At 41.4% G+C, this 21,435-nt stretch carries 15 protein-coding genes and 1 pseudogene; 13 read left to right on the top strand and 3 right to left on the bottom strand.

Features of this window, described 5'->3' with window-relative positions; genetic code table 11:
- Positions 1-148: 148 nt before the first annotated feature.
- The 10 genes and pseudogenes from KQI_RS0124975 to KQI_RS27330 all read left to right on the top strand — a co-directional run bounded on the left by KQI_RS0124975 (position 149) and on the right by KQI_RS27330 (position 14,702).
- Positions 149-706: a class I SAM-dependent methyltransferase gene (locus tag KQI_RS0124975; RefSeq protein WP_010349627.1), complete on the top strand. Its 558-nt coding sequence runs from the start codon at positions 149-151 to the stop codon at positions 704-706.
- A gap of 269 nt (positions 707-975) precedes the next feature.
- Entirely contained in the window at positions 976-1,359 is a 384-nt protein-coding gene (locus KQI_RS0124970; protein ID WP_010349626.1) for a hypothetical protein, read from the top strand.
- 946 nt (positions 1,360-2,305) lie between these two features.
- The gene (locus KQI_RS28920) at positions 2,306-2,446 is read left to right on the top strand and encodes a hypothetical protein (RefSeq protein WP_169314566.1); all 141 of its coding nucleotides are present in this window, start codon (positions 2,306-2,308) and stop codon (positions 2,444-2,446) included.
- Between the two features lie 178 nt (positions 2,447-2,624).
- Complete coding sequence (locus KQI_RS0124960) at positions 2,625-6,701, top strand: glycosyl hydrolase (RefSeq protein WP_010349625.1); 4,077 nt, start codon at positions 2,625-2,627, stop codon at positions 6,699-6,701.
- Positions 6,702-6,866: 165 nt separating this feature from the next.
- Positions 6,867-7,601, top strand: coding sequence for an RNA polymerase sigma-I factor (sigI, locus tag KQI_RS0124955; RefSeq protein ID WP_010349624.1), 735 nt, complete (start codon positions 6,867-6,869; stop codon positions 7,599-7,601).
- 409 nt (positions 7,602-8,010) lie between these two features.
- Complete coding sequence (locus tag KQI_RS0124950) at positions 8,011-9,309, top strand: DNA-binding protein (protein ID WP_010349623.1); 1,299 nt, start codon at positions 8,011-8,013, stop codon at positions 9,307-9,309.
- A 294-nt stretch (positions 9,310-9,603) separates the two neighbouring features.
- Positions 9,604-9,975: a lactococcin 972 family bacteriocin gene (locus KQI_RS27335; RefSeq protein WP_010349622.1), complete on the top strand. Its 372-nt coding sequence runs from the start codon at positions 9,604-9,606 to the stop codon at positions 9,973-9,975.
- Between the two features lie 160 nt (positions 9,976-10,135).
- Positions 10,136-12,358 (top strand): bacteriocin-associated integral membrane family protein, encoded by a 2,223-nt coding sequence (locus KQI_RS0124940; protein WP_010349621.1) that lies wholly within the window; start codon positions 10,136-10,138, stop codon positions 12,356-12,358.
- Between the two features lie 5 nt (positions 12,359-12,363).
- Positions 12,364-13,005, top strand: a complete 642-nt coding sequence (locus KQI_RS0124935) for an ABC transporter ATP-binding protein (protein ID WP_010349620.1) — start codon at positions 12,364-12,366, stop codon at positions 13,003-13,005.
- Between the two features lie 301 nt (positions 13,006-13,306).
- Positions 13,307-14,702, top strand: a pseudogene (locus KQI_RS27330) (helix-turn-helix domain-containing protein).
- Between the two features lie 101 nt (positions 14,703-14,803).
- Here KQI_RS27330 and KQI_RS0124920 read toward each other — a convergent pair.
- Positions 14,804-15,178 carry a helix-turn-helix domain-containing protein gene (locus KQI_RS0124920; protein WP_010349619.1) on the bottom strand — a complete coding sequence of 125 codons (375 nt, stop codon included), beginning with the start codon at positions 15,176-15,178 and terminating at the stop codon, positions 14,804-14,806.
- A gap of 255 nt (positions 15,179-15,433) precedes the next feature.
- On the opposite strand from KQI_RS0124920, the gene KQI_RS0124915 reads away from it, so the two are divergent.
- Both KQI_RS0124915 and KQI_RS0124910 read left to right on the top strand, forming a co-directional pair.
- Positions 15,434-16,843, top strand: a complete 1,410-nt coding sequence (locus KQI_RS0124915) for a DNA-binding protein (RefSeq protein WP_010349618.1) — start codon at positions 15,434-15,436, stop codon at positions 16,841-16,843.
- A gap of 208 nt (positions 16,844-17,051) precedes the next feature.
- A complete protein-coding gene (locus KQI_RS0124910) occupies positions 17,052-17,279 on the top strand; it encodes an aspartyl-phosphate phosphatase Spo0E family protein (RefSeq protein ID WP_010349617.1) in 228 nt (75 codons plus the stop codon).
- A 235-nt stretch (positions 17,280-17,514) separates the two neighbouring features.
- Here the strand turns inward: KQI_RS0124910 and KQI_RS0124905 are convergent, their stop codons facing one another.
- Both KQI_RS0124905 and KQI_RS0124900 read right to left on the bottom strand, forming a co-directional pair.
- A complete protein-coding gene (locus KQI_RS0124905) occupies positions 17,515-18,327 on the bottom strand; it encodes a flagellar motor protein MotB (RefSeq protein WP_010349616.1) in 813 nt (270 codons plus the stop codon).
- Positions 18,311-19,141 (bottom strand): flagellar motor protein, encoded by an 831-nt coding sequence (locus KQI_RS0124900; RefSeq protein WP_010349615.1) that lies wholly within the window; start codon positions 19,139-19,141, stop codon positions 18,311-18,313. Before KQI_RS0124900 ends, KQI_RS0124905 begins: the two co-directional genes overlap by 17 nt.
- A gap of 208 nt (positions 19,142-19,349) precedes the next feature.
- Between KQI_RS0124900 and uvrB the strand changes: the two genes are divergently transcribed.
- Complete coding sequence (gene uvrB / locus KQI_RS0124895; protein WP_010349614.1) at positions 19,350-21,341, top strand: excinuclease ABC subunit UvrB; 1,992 nt, start codon at positions 19,350-19,352, stop codon at positions 21,339-21,341.
- The last annotated feature ends 94 nt before the right edge of the window (positions 21,342-21,435 follow it).

Raw genomic sequence — 21,435 nt, 5'->3', positions numbered from 1 at the left:
GATTAGAGTCGAATAAGGCGCTGCGCTCTTTTTTTATTCAGGTAGTCGCCTGCTTGAAATGATTATTCTGATCCATATACAATGAATAAGAAATATGATCATTTCACGAACCGTATGCCTATTAAGTGTAAAGCAGGGAGAGGACAAGATGAATGCAATTCACTTTATTCGAGAGTATATTAGGCATCCACGCAGCGTAGGCGCTGTCATCCCCAGTTCAAGACAGCTGGCCAAGCAAATCACCACACCGATTTCCTTCGACAAAGCCTCGTGTATTATTGAATACGGCGCAGGTACGGGTGTGTTTACGCAAGAGTTGATTTCCAACAAGCGCCCGGAAACACTACTTCTAGTGATTGAAGCCAATGAATCGTTTTACAAAACACTACAAAGCAAGTACGGACACCTGGAGCAGGTGCACATTATTCACGGATCGGCTGAGCATGTAGCACAGTATATGCACCAGTATGGGGTCTCAAAGGTGGATTATGTTGTGTCAGGGCTTCCTTTTACCAGCTTGCCAGCCACGTTATCCAGCCGTATTTTGGGACAAACAGCGGAGGTTTTGGGTCAGGAGGGCAAATTTATTACGTTCCAGTATAGCAAGGTCAAACACAATTTCTTTCGCACCTTTTTTGCTGACATCCAAATTAAAAAAGTACACTACAACGTCCCACCTGCCTATGTATTCACTTGCAGCCTGTGATCTGTCACCTATGTAGAGGATAAGAATAAATACGAATAGAGAATTTTTGGGAAGACCCGGTTAGCGTCATTAAGATGTTGAACAGGTCTTTTTTGTTTTGCATGCCCAAGGGGGAGAGAGATGAAATAAGGGGATATGTTAAAAAGCAAAATTCGTTAAAGGAATCATATTTTAAAATTGGACTTAACCTATATATTACATATGCTGGAACCTGTTAGATTTTGTGTAATTCATAATAATTCTGAGCTTTTGTTAAAGGGGATTTATGTATGGTAAAACCGCTGATGTTCATGCGTTGGTGTGAGTATTACGGGTTAAGTGACCGTGAGACAGATTTTATATCTTTTTTTATGATGAATTTCTCGGCTGCCCGATCAGGCAATCATCCGAAACTTAGAGAACAATTTGTTGAGATTCAGAGAAAAACCTTTCCTGAGTACCCGTTTGACATTACCCCGGAGGAATTGGATTACTCCAAATTTGAAGGACTGATGAAGCAGGTGTTGAACATTCATTTTGACACGGCCGAGCTGCTATATTCCTTTTACCTCCAAAAGCTGTGTGCCCCGTTGGCAGAATACATTTTATCCACTGGAGAATCAGAGCCTTCACGCATCTATTATGAGCTTATTCAAAAGGACAAGGTGCGATAGGGAGATTGGAGTGGGTCAACAAGGGCTACTTCATAGATTGAAGAAGAATGATGAAAATATCGAAAATCTGTTGCGTCTGAAGATTCCCGTTCCATAAACGGGGCCGTGATCACCGCCGGTAGGCGACTGGACGGCGTATTAAATTTCCATGAGGAATGGTTGAGCAAGCTCCAAGTTTGCTCAACCATTCTTTTCTATTTTCAGATGATAAAAGCTGTATGAGCCATCACATTACATCCTATCTCCATGCCCTTCGTTCCATAAAAATGTAATTCTTCTACACCAATCTCGCAATCCATGGATAAATACCCAATTTCTATGGTTATTTAGGGAATTAATTCTAGTTAATTAAAACTAGAGTTAAAAATTTCAATGCACCTTTATGTTAAGGTTATTTCATAACCTCATAATTCGACATATATCGTTCTTAAGATTGTTATGTAGGGAGGGAAAGAGTAATAAAATGTAAAAATATGAAGTTGGACGGACAGAAAACAATATCTTCCTGCGTATAAATAGATAACCTGTCGAAGTTTGTCCAATTTCCAAGAAAGGCGGTGACATTGCTAGAAGAACTTTGTAGAAAGCTATGCAGGTAAACTGTTATACCTGCCATATTTTTTGGTTCAGTCAGACGCGGCTTACGGATTATCGCAGCCTGAGGACGGATTGATTCCGAAATCGGCAACAGGCAAGCAAGACTGGGATACGTCCCTGAAACGCCAGCTTGAGTTTTAACCATGGCTGACGGCCGATCGGCGGCGCAACGAACCGTTGGAACGGCGATTACAGCAAATATCCGAGCGGCGAATGCATGTTCTACTATATGGCTATATGAAATAATCTGCGTATATGGACCTTACGTCCAAAAAAATGGTTCGATATGCAGGTTTTGTCGGTAACCGATAGCTAAGAAAACTACCTTGATGCAGGCGTCAAACGCATCATGTGCGGTGTGAATGCGGCTGTTGCGACACTTGATGATCCGGGCCAATTCTGGATTTCGGATGGAGAAGAGTGTGTAGTCAGCCGGATATTTGGAGCTTCGACTGGCGGAATTCAAGCGCGTATCAACAAAAATGAATGACGAACTGCAATGTGGCAGATGACTACTCCTACGATTCTACAAAGAATTAATTTGCGGATTGGAGTAAGGTGACGCTGTACCGGAACGATAAGCTCGTTTGGGGTCAGGAGCCTTAAAGCCTGACGGAGCGGCACCCGTATGGGTGCCGCTCTTTTCAAATTTGAAGGAGGAAAGCGGCATGAAGGCAAGAAATAGTAGTACTGGTATTTTATCTAAACGTTCTAAATGGCTGCCGATCTTCATGGCATGCACGATCATAGTAGGAGGGGCATTACCGTCTCCAAGTATAGTTCACGGTCAAACGGCAAAGACCGTTACCATCAAAGTCGATACATCCAAGGATCGGAAGCCTATTAGTCCTTATATATACGGTACGAATCAGGACTTGGCAGGCGATGAAAATATGGCTGCCAGACGACTTGGTGGCAATCGAATGACCGGTTACAACTGGGAAAACAATATGTCCAATGCAGGAAGCGATTGGCAGCAATCCAGCGATAACTATTTATGCACGAATGGTGGTCTGACCAAAGCCGAATGCGAAAAACCGGGAGCGGTGGCGACTTCGTTTCATGATCAATCGCAGAAGCTTGGCGCCTATTCTTTAGTCACGCTGCCGATGGCCGGTTATGTGGCCAAGGATGGAAACGGAAGTGTGCAGGAAAGTGAAAAGGCCCCTTCCGCTCGTTGGAATCAGGTCGTAAATGCCAAAAATGCGCCGTTCCAACTGCAACCTGATCTGAATGACAATCAGATTTATGCAGATGAATTTGTCAACTTTTTAGTGAACAAGTACGGTGCTGCTTCAACAAAGACGGGTGTGAAAGGATACTCACTCGACAATGAACCAGCTCTCTGGTCGCATACGCATCCGCGCATTCATGGTGAAAATGTCGGAGCGAAAGAGTTGGTAGACCGGTCGGTAAGTTTATCCAAAGCAGTCAAAGCGGTTGACGCGAGTGCCGAAATTTTTGGTCCGGTTCTCTACGGTTTTGGCGCCTATAAAGATCTTCAATCCGCACCTGACTGGAACTCTGTAAAAGGCAGCTACAGTTGGTACGTGGACTATTACCTGGATCAAATGCGCCGCAGTTCGGAAGCCGAAGGCAAGAGATTGCTGGATGTTTTCGATTTTCACTGGTATCCCGAAGCGATGGGTGGAGGCATACGGATTACGAATGAGGTAGGCAACGACGAAACAAAGAAAGCCAGAATGCAGGCGCCTCGTACGTTGTGGGACCCAACCTACAAGGAAGATAGCTGGATCGCTCAATGGAACAGCGAATTCTTGCCTTTATTGCCTCGAATGAAGCAGTCGGTGGACAAGTATTATCCAGGAACCAAGCTGGCTTTGACCGAGTTTAGCTACGGCGGTGAAAATGATATTTCCGGCGGTATTGCTATGACCGATGTGCTTGGCATCTTGGGCAAAAACGACGTTTATATGGCAGACTACTGGAAGTTAAAGGATGGTGCCAACAACTACGTTAGCGCCGCTTACAAGCTTTACCGCAATTATGACGGAAAAAACTCTACTTTCGGCGATATTAGCGTTAATGCGCAAACGTCGGATATTGTTGATAGCTCGGTGCATGCTTCCGTAACGGATGCATCCTACAAAGAACTGCACCTCGTTGTCATGAATAAAAGCATGGACAGTGCATTCGACGCCCAATTCGATCTTTCCGGTGATACGACTTACGGTTCCGGTAAAGTATGGGGCTTCGACAAAAATAGCTCACAAATTAAGCAAGCAGCACCAATCACGCAAATTTCAGGCAATCACTTTACCTACACAGTACCGCCTTTGACGGCTTATCACATCGTGTTGACTGCTGGCAATGGTACGCCTGAGCCGTCTGTACCTCCTGTGGATGATCCTGAAAGCTTTACGCTGAAAGCTAAGGCTGGCGATAAGAAAGTTGATTTATCCTGGGACGCTTCCAGTGGAGCTGTGGGTTACAGTGTACAACGGGCAACGGCTGAAAATGGTCCGTTTACTGCTATAGCATCCAACTTGATCGAAACGTCTTATACAGATACCAATGTAACGAACGGCACTTCTTACTATTACAAAGTAACCGCAAGAACCAATGCGGGAACGAGCGATTCCAATGTCGTGAATGCAGCTCCGCAGGTCCCTGCAGACGGCCCGGTTCGCTTTGAAGCCGAAGACGGTGTGCTGAAGGGAACAACTGTGGAATCCAGCGGGACCGGCTTCTCCGGGACTGGCTACGTAACTAATTTCCACAATGCAGGGGATTCGCTGACAATGACGATTCAGGCTCCAACGACAGGCTTGTACAATCTTACAATCGGCTACCGTTCCCCTTATGATGACAAACGCACGAATTTCTCTTTAAACGGCAAATCGTCTGGCGAGCTGGTGCTTTGGAAATCGGCTGATTTTAAAGAAACTTCCGGAGGTAAGCTTCTGTTGAATGCAGGGGCGAATACGATCGGTTTTGAAACAGGCTGGGGTTGGTACGATATCGACTACGTCAAGCTGGAGCCTGCTGCTGACCGCCCACCACATGCGGTAACGAAAACGCTCATCAATCCCAATGCGACGGTAGAAGCAAAAGCATTGATGAACTATCTGGTTGATCAATACGGCAAGAATATGCTCTCCGGTCAAGAGGATATGCCGGAAATTGATTGGCTTCAAGCAAATGTAGGTAAAAAGCCGGCTATTGCAACGCTTGACCTGATCGACTATTCGCCAAGCAGAGCGGAACACGGTCTTAATTCCACAGAAACGGAAAAGGCGATTGCGTGGGATAAGCAAGGGGGTATTGTTTCCTTTGCATGGCACTGGAATGCACCAAAAGATCTTATCGATACACAGGGTAAAGAATGGTGGAGAGGCTTCTATGCCGATTCGACTACATTCGATATAGAATATGCGATGAATAACCCAGAGTCTGAAGATTATAAATTGCTTATTCGCGACATCGATGTGATTGCAGGGCAATTGAAGAAGTTGCAGGATGCGAAGGTTCCTGTCCTGTTCCGTCCTTTGCACGAAGCGGAAGGCAAATGGTTCTGGTGGGGCGCCAAAGGTCCTGAGCCTGTTAAAAAATTGTATATTTTGATGCATGATCGTTTGACTAATGTGCACAAATTGAACAATCTGATTTGGGTCTGGAATTCTGTTGCTCCGGATTGGTATCCGGGAGACGAGTATGTGGATATTTTGAGTTTTGACTCTTATCCGCAAGCAGGCGACTACAGCCCGCAAATTGCAAAATACGAAGATCTTGTTACATTGGGCAAGGACAAAAAGTTAGTTGCTATGAGCGAAAACGGACCTATCCCGGATCCTGATCTGATGAAGACTTATCAAGCCCATTGGAGCTGGTTCGCTACATGGTATGGGGATTTCCTGAGAGACGGCAAACAAAACAGTCTTGAGCATCTGAAAAAAGTATATAATCATCCGAACGTCATTACGTTAGACAAGCTCCCAGCCAACTTAAAAACGTATGGCATTACCGAGCAGCCGTCAGTACCGGGCAGCTTCACGCTGAGCGCAGCGGGCGAAAAGGCGAAAGTATCGTTGAACTGGACAGCATCGGCGAAAGCGGCAAGCTATGAAGTGAAGCGTTCGGCGGATGAAAACGGCACGTTCGCGACAGTAGCGGGCGATGTATACGGAAGCAGCTACACGGACACAGCCGTAACGGCAGACACGACGTACTACTACCAAGTCGTAGCGAAGAACGATGCAGGCCAAACGGTTTCGAACACGGTTAGCGCAGCGCCGAAAGCGGATGCTCAGCAGCCGACAGCGGGTCTGGTGCTCCAGTATCGCGCAGCGGATACAAATGTGAACGACAATCACTTTAAGCCGCATTTCCAGATTTTAAACAAAGGTACAACTTCCGTACCAGTCAACGAGTTGAAAATTCGCTACTACTACACGATCGACGGCGACCGTGAACAGACATTCAACTGCGACTATGCGATGCTGGGCTGCTCGAAGCTGAACGGCAAGCTGGTTAAAATGGATAAAGCTGCAACCGGTGCTGATTATTATTTGGAAGTCAGCTTCAACCCGGATGCAGGCGTGCTGGCACCTGGAGGCAGCACGGGCGAAATTCAAACCCGTATTAATAAAACAGACTGGTCGAACTATAACGAAAGTGATGATTACTCGTATAAAGGCACGCAAACTTCATTTGCCGATCATACGAAAGTGACGTTGTATCATAATGGCGAGCTTGTTTGGGGAACCGAACCAACAGCGAATTAAGACAAGCGTCTGATATACGGCAACATGTGAATCAACCGATTATTTACCGAGAGAGGGGGGGCATTACGTTCTTCTCAACCTGAAGCTTCATACCATTATTATGATGGACGTAAACCACCACAATATAAAAAAAATGAAGTGATTACATTGGAAAGTGGTTGTCAGATGAACAACTTATCTGAAGAATACTTGCCGCAGATTCGCAATGGCGATGAGCAGGCACGGTCGGCTCTGATTGGTCAATACCGGTCCTTTATATTGAAGGTTGTCAAACACGTCTGCAAGCGCCGAATTGGATGGAGTGATGATGAAGCAAGTATAGGTCTGATCGCTTTCAATGAAGCTGTCGATCGATACCGTACGGAATATGGAAAAACATTTAATAATTTCGCTTTTCTTATGATCCGCAGACGATTGATCGATGATTTTCGGAAAAAAATAAAAATTTCCCAAAATGAAGCCGATTGGAAAGACGAAGAGGAAATGCTATACATTGCAGATAAGGTAAGGTCGCTGGATGCTTTTGAAAGGCAGGAACGAGCTGCGGCGCTGTCGGAGGAATTGGACAGCTACGATGAAAGACTCCAGGAATTCGGTGTTTGTCTTCGGGAACTGGAAGATATCATGCCAAGCCACCGGGATACCCGGCAAATGCTGGTGCGGATTGCCCGCCATTTTTGCAACAACCGGGATTGGCTGAACAATCTTTTTCAAAAAAAGAAGCTTCCCTTGATGGCAATGACCAAAGAGATCAACATCAGTAAAAAGACGCTGGAACGCAATCGGAAGTATCTGATATCGCTGATCCTGATTTTCGGCTGTGAGGATTTTGCGAGAATCCGCGAGAGCATCTCTTTTACAAGTGTAAAGGAGGAAACGCGGTGCGTAGAGCAGTTGTAGCGAGTTTCCGCCATATTAAAATGATATAAGTACCATCGCTAAAATGAGCAGGGGGATTTAGTATCCCGCCTGCTCATTTTATTTGGAATCAACTAGTGGAGGATAAGAATTACGAACAACTCACCATGAAAGAACTGCTAGACCCGTTTACGGGAGAGTCGGTAAACCGAAAACTCACGCGGTTGGCAGACTTTCAATACGCCTTCTGCGGCGCTTGCTTGTACCGTGCCATTATAGGGCTGATAGAAGCCGCCGGCTAAGCTGGTGGTTATGACTTTAGAATGGAGATTTGAAGGTAGAGATATGTTTGATTACTATATTCAGGTTTAAGAAATCAGGAACTAAAATTACCTCATAATGCTATAAAAGACGAAAAATATATTTTTTTGAGTTAAAGAGGAGGATTGGCATGGAGTACGCACCTACGATCCGCTCGAAGATAGAGACAGAACTGAAGCAAAGGGACTATAGCTTTAGCAGCTTCAGTAAAATATCCGGGATCAATCGTGGTACATTCAGTTCTATGCTGAACAGCAACCCGCCCAAGCCGATCTCTGTTCGGCAGATGGACCTGATTACCAAGGCATTGGGATATCCTGAAGACTGGCTGTATGAGTCGTACATAGACGAATGTTTTTACGAAGGAAAAAGTCACTGGAAGCGAATTAAGCCTTTTTTATTGCGTTGTGTAGAGTTGGGGAGGAAAGACTGTATTCAAAAAGTACTGTCGAGACTAACCGAGGACTTGTCTTATGTGCCGACGATATTTGAGTTTGCAGAAGAGCTATTTAAAGGAGGCAAGGAAAAGGAATCGGTCCCTTTTTATGCGTGTGTAATCGAAAATGAAAAATACCGTCATTCGGAGCGGTTGGCTATAAGCCAATACAAAAGGTTTAAAGCATGTACAATGTCTGACTTGGAAAAGAGCCTTGAGTTAGTATTGGAATTTATACCTTATCGTAATTTGCTTCCTGAGCATTATCAATTGGAGGCGATTCATAAGATCACAAATATATATTTTTACTTACACAAATGGGATGAGATAGAAAAGTACGGTCGTGAATTAAAGGAACTGGCTTATGTAATTTATACGAACCAGCAAAAAAGGAAAGAAAAAAGAAGAGCAACTACATGGTTACATACAGAGCGTCATTTGGTATTTTACTATGGCTACGGATTCCTTTCTGTCTCTACAGCATTACAAAAGAAAGGCTATATTAAAGAGGCAAGGGCAGAGCTTGAGGGCTATGCAGATTTAAGCTGGTTTAAAGGGCTTGACTCAGAAGGTGAAGCAGATGTGGAGCAATTCCGTGTGTGGGCTAAAGCCAACTCTTATACTTTAGATTTACTCTTGGGCAAGAGAGAGAGCCTTCCGGCGTATATAACTTTCCTCGAAAATCACCCTGAAGAAATAAGTTCTGGACTTGTAACTATACTTGAAACTGCTAATAGATATGATTTTGATGTAGATTCTATTATTGATAAATATTCTGAGCAAATAAAGAGATCACAGGAATCAGATGATGTTAAACAATTGACCTATTATTATTGTTACATGTATCAACTTGCCATTTACCATTACAGACGTGGGAAAATACTAAAAGGACAAAAGGATACTCTAAATTATCTTTTATTATCCCAGCAGAGGAATTGGTTTAAGCCACCAATTTCGATTGAGGTTCCTCAAGAGTATACGAAGACAGATTAGACCAATCTTGCAAGATTGGTTTTTTTATTGATTATTTTGTAAAAAAATGAAATGATGTGTTTATTTTAATCTTTTTTGTAACGCATCAAGAACTATAATGGAATTAATTAGAAGAAAGGAGGGAGGAAGTTATGCTACATATCAGGTCACCAAATCACAAAAAAGATTCTTATATATCTCCCGTGTCTTGACCCTAATGAAGATTTTGACTGGGCGATATATAAGAACCTATAGTAGTATACATTTTTTTTTTACTTTTGTGAACCAAAAAAGATAATAAAGGAGAGAGTATATATGTTTAAAAAGCAAAAATATGCCTTGAGTGCAGCTGCATTAGTAGGAGTACTTTCCTTATCATCGTTAACACCCGCATTGGCAGCAGATGAAGCGACCAGCGGTTCAGTAGAATTAACTAACGCTAGAATAACTCCGTTCGGAAGTCAAAGTGTTGGTGGCGGAACATGGAGTTATGGGACTGAAAATGTCGGAAGTCAAAAACATGTATGGTCAATCTATGATCATGCTAAAAAATCACATAAAGCCTCGACTAGATTAGGAAGTGACTCAGATACTAGTGGATGGAAATATGCTGGAACTACAGCGAAATCGGAGATTTATGGAAGTAAAAGTGCAACAGGACATGCATATTGGGACGTAATCGAATAAAGCACACTGTACTTTTTAAAGTTTGATTAAAAGCTATGTGATACGCTACTTTAAAAAGTTGCGTATCACAGTTTATAAATTCACACAGTAAATACATATTCATAGTAGATTGTAAATATCTCAGGGTGTTGTCTACTATTAGATTAAGGAGATTGTTACATTGAAAAAAATATCCTCATGTTTTCTTGTGATAGCTTATTTCTTTTCTTTTTACGTTGCTTATCTTCAAACTGATTACGAAGAGTTTGAAAAGATGAAAAATATAGAGAAATCTTTAGGGCAAGAATTTGTAATTCCTCGTTTACCTGGACTTGCTACCCCAGAAGAAATATACCCAATATTATATGAATCAGCAAAGGGATCCAAGGTGAATATTTTACGAGCAGGAATTAATTACAAAGAGAATGACGAAGTAGAACTTATGAAATTTATATTATTGACGACTAAAACCCATTTTTTTAATCATTTCAATCTTAATCAGGGGCGATTCCTGACAATTGAGGACACTAAGCAAGATACATCCTATTTATCTACAAGCCATTCGGATGATGTTCATCAAATTGGAGAGTTTAAAGATTTTGGGGGGAATCATCTAATTACGATTAGACCACTAAAATCATCTTATTCCTATTTTTCTATCCATGGTACATATTATGTGGAAGGGTTTGATAATAAAGCATTCAATAAGTTTATAAATACTTTTACTAATCAGGTAAATACATACTTGAAAAAATACAATATTTCTTACTCAGCAGAAGATTTTATAAGAAAACCAGGTGAAGCAGAAATAAATGGAGAAAGCTTTACTTGGATAAGCATCTTGACATATCTAAGTTACGTCATAAATACCATTGCTATATTTTTACTTGTTTATTATATTTTCAATGAATCTAAGAGGATAAGTATTCTGAAAATGTATGGCGTATCCAATATTCGATTGTGGTATATTGTGGTAGGGAAGTTAATAACAATTATTTTTGTATTTTCGGTAGGTATGTCTGCTATACTAGCCGCATTGATCAAAAATGCAACGTATCTCTTTGTTTTAACTTCTGCTTTTTATGAATTAAGGACTTATGTTGTATTGATAACTTTATCGCTTTTCTCGTATGTATATATATCTAGAATCAAGATTATCAATATGATGAAGAACTTTAAAGATACAAAAGGTATATTTATTCTAAATATGTTTATCAAAATAGGATGTTCAATCTTACTGATCTTGATAGGACTTTCAACATGGTCAGATTATACATCTATAAACGATAAGAAGAACGATTTGAAAAACTGGGAGCATAGCAAGGATTACGGTGTTTTGTATCCAGTGAATAGTGGTTATGACGGAGATATGATATTTGGAAGGGATTCTTTATTTGAATCCACTTCACATGAGGAACTTTATTTTTTGCTGAATAAAATGGGCGGAATTTTAATTAATTCACTGAGCTATGAGGAGAGCGACCTTATTTTAAATAGAAATTGGAAAGGTATACGTTCGATAAAGGTGAATAATAACTATCTTAAGGAATTCCCGGTTATTGACATTCATAATAAGCCTGTTCATGTATCTGAGGATATGAGTAACTGGTTATTACTAGTACCTGAGAAATATAGTACAAAAGAAAAAGAAATTCTAAGTTTTTTTCAAGGTGCCAGAAAAAGCAACATGATTAATGATCAAGAATTTTACAAAAAAGTAATTCCTGGTAGTATAAAAAAACAAAAAATTGAGATTAAGTGGTTGAAAAATAATCAAAGCATCTTTAGTTTTAACCCTAAAGTATTCCCTTCCGAAAATAATATGATCATTGATCCAGTTATTGAGGTTGTGACAGAAAAGAATAGTCTGATGACTGATAGGGATGCAGTGCTGGGGCAAGGACCTGGAGACCCAATGAAAATAAAACTAATTAACAGAGATTTGATATTAACCTATAAACTATTGGAACCTCAGTTGGAAAAATTGAGGCTGGATGATAATTTAAAACATTTGATTACGATAGATCAATATATTCTACAACAAATTTACCAGAAACAAAATTTAATACAACAGGATCTGCTTGTTATTTCCGGATTAGTCATAGGTTTAATGCTGTTAGTCGTCCAGAATTTAATCATATTTTTCAGTAATAATCGGCAGAAGTTTATAGTGCGTAGATTGTTTGGGATGGGATTTTTTAGAACATATAAAGAATATGCGTTATTATTTTCAGCAATATGGTTTATTCAGGCTATATTAAGTTGCATTGCAAATAGAGAAGCTGAGACAAAATTGTTTGTAATCATGACGATATTACTAATCGTTGAAATCATAGCTTCTATTATTGCACTCGTAATCATTGAGAAGAAAAGTAAGGTTAAAGTTTTGAAAGGAGGAGATTAATCTACATGCAGAACATTTGTGAGCTTATCAATGTCAGTAAAAGTTATGCCGATCGTTCAGTTATAGACAATATAAATATAGAGATTAGTAAAGGGGAAATGGTTGCGATTGTTGGAAAAAGTGGTTCGGGAAAAACAACTATTTTAAATATTATGGGGTTACTTGAACAGCCGGATAAAGGTGCTGTTCATTTGTTCCATGAAAAAGCCCCACGGATTGGATCAGGCAGAGCCAATAGGCTTCTTAGAGAAAAAATTTCGTATCTATTTCAAAATTACGCATTAATTGATAATGAGACAGTGGGTTATAATTTGGAAGTACCTCTTATTTACGCAAAAAAAGGAAAAAAGGAAAAGCAGAATTTGAAAATGGCTGTGTTAGAACGAGTGGGTGTTCAAGTCTCTCTTAAGCAAAAAATATATGAGCTTTCTGGAGGCGAACAACAGAGAGTCGCGATTGCGAGGACGCTTTTAAAACCTAGTGAATTAATACTGGCAGATGAACCTACAGGATCATTGGATGTTGACAATAGAAATGGAATTATGACAATTTTAAAGGAACTCCATAGTGAAGGAAAGACAATTATCATAGTAACTCATGATCAATTTGTCGCCGATGCTTGTAGCAGAGTAATAAAGCTGGAGTAAAACAGATATTACAGTTTAATTATCGGATGCATATTTAAAATTTTCTAAATTTGATGCGTTCACTAGGTACAGAGGATATATATGTATCTATTCTTCTTTCATTATGCACAGTTCAAAATTTGAGATAATTATATGTAAAATGGATTTTAATATTGTAAAAGACTATTCTTCTGATTTTTCAAGATTTGGAGGATAGTTTTTTTTGTTATAAACCCGGTTAAAGAAATCATGGATTAAAATTACCTTATAATATAAAAAATGATAGATAAATAGAATTTTATACTCAAAAAGGGGGGGTGACATGGAACATACACCTACGATCCGCTCGAAGATAGAAACAGAATTGAAGCAAAGGGGCTTTAGCTTTAGCGGCTTTAGTAAAATTTCTGGTATTAACCGCGGTACATTCAGCACCATGCTGAACAGTAACCCGCCTAAGCCGATCTCCGTTCGGCAGATGGACCTCTGATTACCAAGGCATTAGGATATCCCGAGGGCTGGCTCTATGAGCTGTACATAGATGAATGCTTTTACGAAGGAAAAGGACACTGGAAACGGATTAAGCCTTTTTTATTACGTTGTGTGGAGTTAGGGAGGAAGGACTGTACTCAAAAGGTACTGTCGAGACTAACAGAGGACTTGTCCTATGTGTCGACGATATTTGAGTTTGCAGAAGAGTTGCGCGAAGTAGGTAAGAAAAAGGAATCTATTCCCTTTTACGAGTGTGTGGTGGAGAACGAAAGGTATTATCACTCGGAGCGGTTGGCGATCAGCCAATATCGTTTGTTTTGTTATTCTCTAAATACTGATTTGGATAATAATCGTCAAGCAGCTATAAAATTCGCACCGTTTCGAAGAAATCTTCCTGAAAATTACCAATTAGACGCTTTACTAAAATTGGCTAATGCCTATTTTCAACTTCATGATTGTGAGACGGTTATACAGTATGCTGAGGAACTAAGAGTACTAGCTACGAGTATCCATCAACAGCAGGTTAGAGGAAAATCAAAAAATCGTGAAGTTAAGCCTCTAAAAACAGAAAGACGTCTAATCGTTTATTATGGCCAGTCCTTTTTAATGAAAGGGAATGCCTACGAGAAACAAGGGCAATATAAAAAAGCTATGGAATTTATCCCCTACTATGCAGATTTAACTGATTTTGAAGGACTGGATATAGGGGAAATAGAGGCGCAAAAATTTAAGATGTGGGCGAAAGCAAACCAGTTAAGTCTGGAAATCCTAATGGGGAAAATGGAAAGTTTGCCTGCCTATGTTGAGCTTCTTAGAAATAATCGCCCGGAGATATTACAGGGGCTATTGATTATTGTCGAGTCAGCTAATTATTACAATTATCCAATAGATGAAATTTTAATTCTCTTTGCTGAAAAAATTGATGAATTCGGAGAATTAAATAGAAATTTTTCTTACTATCATACGAATTATAATCTGGTCACTTATTCTCGTTTTTTTCTTGAACTTAGTCGCTACTATTTCAATACAGGAGCTTATTCGAAAGCCATGGATGGTATGCTGAAGAGCTTCAAAGCATCTTCTCAATTGAATGATAAAGCGTACTATATTAAGTCTATTACATTTTATTTGAAAAGTATAAAGATCATTCCACATACGAACAACGGGAGAAATATAAAAAATTGCTTGAAGAAGTACAGTATAATGCGAAACACATGCTTCCTTAAACTACAAAAAGGCTACGTATTTTGCTACTTATTGAGCAGAACAGCGTAGCCTTTTTTTAATTTTTCTTAGCATAGATGGCTAATTGAGAACAATATTAAACTTATCCTTTTCCTTTGGAATCATCGAAGTTATTTTTAGAAAGCTCATTCTCTGACGAGAAAAGTTCCTTTAGAATACGATAAGCTTTATTTTGCTCCGCTTCACTCTGCTGGGAAAGGATGTGAACACATCCCCATATCCAGGGCTGTCTTTTGAGCTCTTCATATGAATTAAAGTTGAAAAATGCAAACACGTTTGTGCCCAGTGCCTCGGCTATTTTCTCCAATGTTTTGATTTGGACATTGACCTCTCCGCGCTCTAACTTCCCAATATAGGAAGCCGTTGAATCGGATGCTTCTGCAAGTTGTTCTTGTGTAATACCAAGCATTTTTCGAAATTGGCGGATTTTTGTTCCTATGAGTTTCGTTGTTTTCATCGACATCCACGCTCCTATAGTATGAGTGTAGACAAAGGTAGATCAAGCGTGGAGGTAATTCAATTACCTGAATAATTCATTATTAAGTCCTTACAAGGACTATTTAATGGACATTAAATTCCATAATATATTAAAACAGTGCGGAAAAGGGGTTGACCATCATCCAATTTATTCATATAATTTCTAGTATATTGTAATTGGTTGTCGAGGAGGGTGATTTTTAAAATCATCTGAATACGCCGGGAGGTGTCTTTATTGGAAAAAGCGACCACGATCCGTTCGGAAATTGAGAAAGAATTAAAACTTGGTGGTTACACGTTTAATAGTTTTGGACAAGCTACGGGGCTTAATCGGGGCATATTTAGTGCTATGCTTAACGGCAATCCGCCTAAACCAATCTCTGTGAGACAAATGGACTTGATTACTAAAGCGCTTAATTATCCAGAGGACTGGTTGTATGACCTGTACGTTGATGAATGTTTTTATGATGGAAGACCACACTGGAAAAGGGTTAAGCCGTTTCTAATTCGTTGTGTTGAAGTGGGGAACTTGCGGTGTGTTGAGAAAGTGCTCTCACGGTTAATGGAGGATCTTAACCACATTCCAACGATCTTTACTTTGGCAGAGGAGCTTTATGAAGAAGGGAAATTAAAAGAGGCAATTCCTTTCTATGAATGTGTCATTGAAAATGAGAAATACCAACATTCCGAGAGGTTGGCTATCAGTCATTATAGAATTTTTTCAATTTCTGTTAGTGTAAATATGGAGATAAATTTGGAAGCTGCACTAAGATTCGTACCCTTTAGAAACCGAGTACCCTTAGATTATCATTTAGATGGTCTGCTTAAACTGTCAAATCTTTATTTCAACTTGCATCAATGGAAAGAAGCAGAGCGTTATGCAGATGAATTAAGAGCTCTTGCAACTATTGTTTGTAAGAGCAAAGAAACTAATAAAAAGAATGTTACATTGAAAACTGAGAGACATTTAGTCGTCTATTATGGTCAAGGTTACTTAATAAAGGGTAATGCTCTGGAAAAACAAGAGAAGTATGAGGAAGCCATGAAGTATATTTCAGGCTATGCCGATTTGAGTTGGTTTGGGAATTTAGGGGAGATTGGGCAAAAAGAAGTACAAAAGTTCACTCTTTGGGCTAATGCTAATCAACTTAACTTGAGAATTCTTATGGGCGACACAGGTAGTTTGCCAATATATATTCAATTCTTAAAAGATAACCCTCCAGAAATTTTATTAGGGTTATTAACGATAGTAGAGTCGGCTAACAAGCATGGTTTTTTGATTGAAAATATCCTTCAACAGTTTTCCCGCGAATTAAACTCATTTAATAATGAATTATCTATGGAAGCCAGTTATTATAAACAATCATTTAGTTATCACACGTATGCCGATTTGTGTTATCAACTAACAATATATATGTTTAATAACCATTTCCATGAAAAAGGTATTTATTATGTTTTAAAATGCTTGAGAAAATGTCTTCAAATCAATAACAAAGAAAAGTTTATGATCTGCACAGCAATGTTTGAAAAATTTAGAGCGCAGGCAACAAAAGACCAAAAATCAGAATATGAAAGTATTATGGAGGAGGTCTTGATAAATGCGAATAAAAAACCTGAGATTCATTCTAATAATAGGGCTTTTTAGCTTTTTAGAATACTCTCATAATATTGTTGTGTTTGGACATGGGGTTGGAGGTTAACGGTTTTCAAAAAGACCAGTCTTGGTAAGGCTGGTTTTTTTGATTCATCCCGTTAAAGGCATGAAATGGGTTGTATTATATTTTTAACCTGTGGGGAAGGTATCAGCTTGTAAAATAAATGTAAATACCACACCAAACAGGAGGTTTATTGATGTGAAATTGCAAGAATTGGAGGACTGCATCGAAGAAAAGCGACAAGAATTAAATGATTTGGCGAATGAGATGGGATTGAAGGATCGGCGGGTGTTGACCAAGTCCATAGAGTTGGATCGGCTCCTGAATAAGTACAGCGATTGGAAATATAGCTATCATAGACAACAGAGCATACCCCAAAGTTCACAGATGGAAGAGAAGCAACACGAGCTTGTCCTATCTTATTGATCTTCAAGCAACATGACAAGATATACCTAACTTCACCTTGGCTTCTAATACATAGCAGGGATATAGACTAAACAAAAATAATCTCTATTGCATCTCGTACGCCGCTCTTTTACACGTTGTTCGTACGGTTTATTGTTCTGCGTCTACATCAGGGCGGAAGCCATGTAACATGATGATGTGTCCAATAAAAACCTCCCGATTCACGTTGTTGCGTGACTCAGGAGGTTTTTGGCATTTACTGTTGAAGCTGACGCAATACAGTGATTTCGACACGCCGGTTTTTTTGACGTCCAGCCTCGGTGCTATTGTCACCAACCGGACGGGTATCTGCATAGCCTGCATACTGAAATCCAGAGGGTGACAGTTGTTCTCTATCCAGAAAGAATCGGAGTACGGATAACGCCCGTGCGCCGGAAAGCTCCCAGTTGTCCTTGTAGATTGATGAGTTCGAGGTGCGGGTGAACGGAATGTTGTCCGTATGTCCCTCGATACTGATGGGTGTTTTCAAATCCCGGAATAGACTGGCCAGTTTGGACAGCGTGCTGGCAGAGCCCTGCTTGAGCGCCGCCCTGCCTTGATCGAATAAAAAGCGGTCATTCAGCGTAATCACAATACCGCGGGGTTGATCTGATACGAAAATCTGGTTTTCCAGTTTATTTTCCGAAATATACTTCTGAATGACACCCATAAGATTTTGCAGTTCTTTTTCCTGCTTGCGAAATGCCTGTTCGCGTTCGTTTAGCTTGGTTGACCCCGCTTCTTTTTTATCGGATGTCTGTTGCTTGGCCGCAGGCGGATTTTTGCTGGTGTAGCGATCCGCAGTCCCCGTGATGCCTGAACCTTGCTCCAAAATAGAATCACCCTTGCGGAACGTATCCTGGAGGGATTGAACAACGACCTCATATTTTTTGGCATCCAGGCTGCTCATGGCGTACATCACGACGAAAAAAATGAGTAGCAGGGTGATTAGATCAGCATAGGTAATCATCCAGCGGTCACGATGGTCTCCGCCCACCTTACGCCCACGGCGCTTAGCGCGCGTTCTCATGGAAGGAGTCCTCCTTTGGAGTGGTGAACTCTACGCGTGAACGCCGTGGCGGTTTGTGATCCTGATTTTGTTCTGAGCGGATAAAGAACTCCAGCTTTTTGCGTACCAGCTTCGGATTCTCTCCGTTTTGAATAGCCAGAATACCTTGCAGCAGCAAATCCATGGTGGAGATTTCTCTTTCACTGCATGCTCTTATTTTCGAAGCGATAGGCAAGAAGATCAGATTGGCGCTGGCTACGCCGTATAGTGTTGCGATAAACGCGACAGCAATGGACGGTCCGAGCGCAGTAGGCTCGGTCAGGCTGCCCAGTACATGGATCAGACCCATTACCGTACCAATAATCCCCATCGTAGGGGCATAGCCGCCTGCGGATTCGAATATTTTGGCATATCCTTCATGCTTTTGTTCAATGGTATCTAACTCAAGTTCTAATATCTGTTTGATCTGCTCCTGCTCGGTGCCGTCGATGACCAACTGAAGACCTTCACGCAAAAATGCATTCGGGTGCTCCGAGGAAATACGCTCTAGCGCAAGTACACCGGATCGACGGGAGGTGGCAGCCATGGAAACCAAATCTTCTATATATTGCTCGGTAAGGTTGTCCTCACGGCTAAACGCCATCCGAAGAGCAGTAGGTATGGTCTTCAGCTTGGAGGCGGGGTAGCTAATAACAACTGCGGCGAAGGTTCCACCAAATACAATCAGAGCCGATGTACCTTGGAGAAGTCCTGAAAATTCGCCGCCTTCCCATAAGAAGCCACCAATTAATGCGATGATTCCTGCGATGATGCCCAATACGATGGTGATATCCAAGATACAATTCACTCCTATTCAAGACTTATCGTTTGCATCCACAGTAAGAAAGAGGTATAATACGGGAACAAACATTCTTATCCAACCATATTTCCCAAGTATCATTGCTCGGGAAATATTGACATAGAGTTACAGGCAAAGACATTCCAGTTCGACTGGTGTAGAAACATGATGTTTCCATTTTAGACGATAAGGGTGATGCAGGGCAATGAGTGATATCGTTGTTAGCAACAAGACTTTTGAAATTGAGTCGGAATTCCAACCTCAAGGCGATCAGCCACAGGCCATTTTTGAACTGGTAGAGGGGATCGCAGAAGGAAAGAAGCATCAAACGTTGTTGGGTGCTACGGGGACGGGTAAGACATTTACCATCGCGCAAACCATTGCCAAGCTGAATCGGCCTACGCTGGTTATTGCGCATAATAAGACGTTGGCTGCCCAACTGGCGAGTGAATTTAAGGAGTTTTTCCCAAACAACTCTGTCGATTATTTTGTCAGCTACTATGACTACTACCAACCGGAAGCGTACATTCCGTCTTCTGATACGTATATTGAGAAGGATTCCAGCATCAATGAGGAGATTGATAAACTTCGCCACTCGGCCACAAGCTCACTATTTGAGCGTCGTGATGTTATTATCGTGGCGAGTGTCTCCTGCATTTATGGTCTGGGGTCGCCGAAAGAATATTCAAGCCTGCTGCTCTCGCTTAGAGTCGGTATGGAGAAACCCCGCAATCAGATTTTGTCCCGCTTGGTCGATATTCAATATCAGCGGAACGATATCAACTTCGTGCGGGGTACTTTCCGTGTACGGGGAGATGTGGTTGAAATATTCCCGGCTTCCCATGGGGAACATGCCATACGTGTAGAGCTGTTTGGGGATGAGATCGAACGGATTACCGAAATTAATGTGCTTACGGGTGAATTAATCGGGGAGCGTGAGCATATTGCCATTTTCCCGGCATCTCACTTCGTTACTCATGAGGATACGATGAGGGTAGCACTGGTCAACATTGAACGTGAGCTTGAGGAGCGGTTAGCGGAGCTGAGGGAACAAGGCAAGCTGCTGGAAGCACAACGTTTGGAGCAGCGTACACGCTATGATATCGAAATGATGAGAGAGGTTGGCTTTTGTTCCGGTGTCGAGAATTACTCAGGTCCCCTGACATTCCGTGAGCGCGGGGCAACGCCGTATACGCTGATGGATTATTTCCCGGATGATATGCTGATCGTCATTGACGAATCCCATGTTACGTTGCCGCAAATTCGGGCCATGTATAACGGTGACCAGGCACGTAAAAATGTGCTGGTGGATCATGGTTTCCGCTTGCCGTCTGCGCTGGATAACCGTCCGTTGAAATTTGAAGAGTTCGAAGACAAGGTCAATCAGATTATTTACGTATCAGCTACCCCGGGGCCCTACGAGCTGGAGAAATGCAATACGATGGTGCAGCAGATTATTCGTCCTACCGGGCTTCTTGATCCCATTATTGAGGTGCGTCCAAGCAAGGGACAGATTGACGATCTTATTAATGAGATACGGCTTCGCATAGAGCGTGAAGAACGGGTACTGGTCACCACACTCACGAAGAAAATGTCTGAGGATTTGACAGACTATTTAAAAGAAGTAGGCATCAAGGTCCGATATATGCACTCTGAGATCAAGACACTGGAGCGGATGGCCATTCTGCGGGATCTGCGCCTGGGCACCTTCGATGTGCTGATCGGGATCAATCTGCTGCGGGAAGGTCTGGATTTACCGGAAGTTTCTCTGGTTGCAATTTTGGATGCGGACAAAGAAGGCTTCCTGCGTTCCGAACGCTCTCTGATCCAGACGATTGGACGGGCAGCACGGAATAGCGATGGTCGTGTTATTATGTACGGTGATAAGATTACCGAATCTATGGATAAGGCGATCAAAGAAACCGAACGTCGGCGTGCGATTCAAATTCAGTATAATGAAGAGCATGGAATCACGCCTCAAACCATCCGCAAAAAGATTCGTGATGTCATAGAAGCAACCAAGTCGACAGAGGCACGGAATGATTACCTTCCTAGTGAGACGGGTAAACTTTCCAAGAAGGAGCGTCAATCGCTTATTCAGCGTCTGGAAGCAGAAATGAAGGATGCCGCCAAGAATCTACAGTTCGAGCGGGCCGCCGAGTTGCGTGACGCATTGTTGGAACTGCGGGCCGATTAAGCAATTAGTATAAGAATAAGCTATAAACGAAAGCACATTGAAAATGAAATCTTTGAATGTTTTTAACAATAGTGAGGGCGGCCCATGTGGTCGT

The sequence above is a fragment of the Paenibacillus peoriae KCTC 3763 genome, from assembly GCF_000236805.1.
In the GTDB taxonomy this organism is placed as follows: Bacteria; Bacillota; Bacilli; order Paenibacillales; family Paenibacillaceae; genus Paenibacillus; species Paenibacillus peoriae.
Note: the sequence above shows the minus strand (reverse complement) of the source record. Positions and strands in the feature narration are given on the sequence as shown.

Bases quoted from the DNA above. Each gene is read 5' to 3' on its own strand.
- KQI_RS0124975 (WP_010349627.1), top strand. From the start codon at position 149: ATGAATGCAATTCACTTTATTCGAGAGTATATTAGGCATCCACGCAGC.
- KQI_RS0124970 (WP_010349626.1), top strand. From the start codon at position 976: ATGGTAAAACCGCTGATGTTCATGCGTTGGTGTGAGTATTACGGGTTA.
- KQI_RS28920 (WP_169314566.1), top strand. From the start codon at position 2,306: ATGTGCGGTGTGAATGCGGCTGTTGCGACACTTGATGATCCGGGCCAA.
- KQI_RS0124960 (WP_010349625.1), top strand. From the start codon at position 2,625: ATGAAGGCAAGAAATAGTAGTACTGGTATTTTATCTAAACGTTCTAAA.
- sigI (WP_010349624.1), top strand. From the start codon at position 6,867: ATGAACAACTTATCTGAAGAATACTTGCCGCAGATTCGCAATGGCGAT.
- KQI_RS0124950 (WP_010349623.1), top strand. From the start codon at position 8,011: ATGGAGTACGCACCTACGATCCGCTCGAAGATAGAGACAGAACTGAAG.
- KQI_RS27335 (WP_010349622.1), top strand. From the start codon at position 9,604: ATGTTTAAAAAGCAAAAATATGCCTTGAGTGCAGCTGCATTAGTAGGA.
- KQI_RS0124935 (WP_010349620.1), top strand. From the start codon at position 12,364: ATGCAGAACATTTGTGAGCTTATCAATGTCAGTAAAAGTTATGCCGAT.
- KQI_RS0124920 (WP_010349619.1), bottom strand. From the start codon at position 15,178: ATGAAAACAACGAAACTCATAGGAACAAAAATCCGCCAATTTCGAAAA.
- KQI_RS0124905 (WP_010349616.1), bottom strand. From the start codon at position 18,327: ATGAGAACGCGCGCTAAGCGCCGTGGGCGTAAGGTGGGCGGAGACCAT.
- uvrB (WP_010349614.1), top strand. From the start codon at position 19,350: ATGAGTGATATCGTTGTTAGCAACAAGACTTTTGAAATTGAGTCGGAA.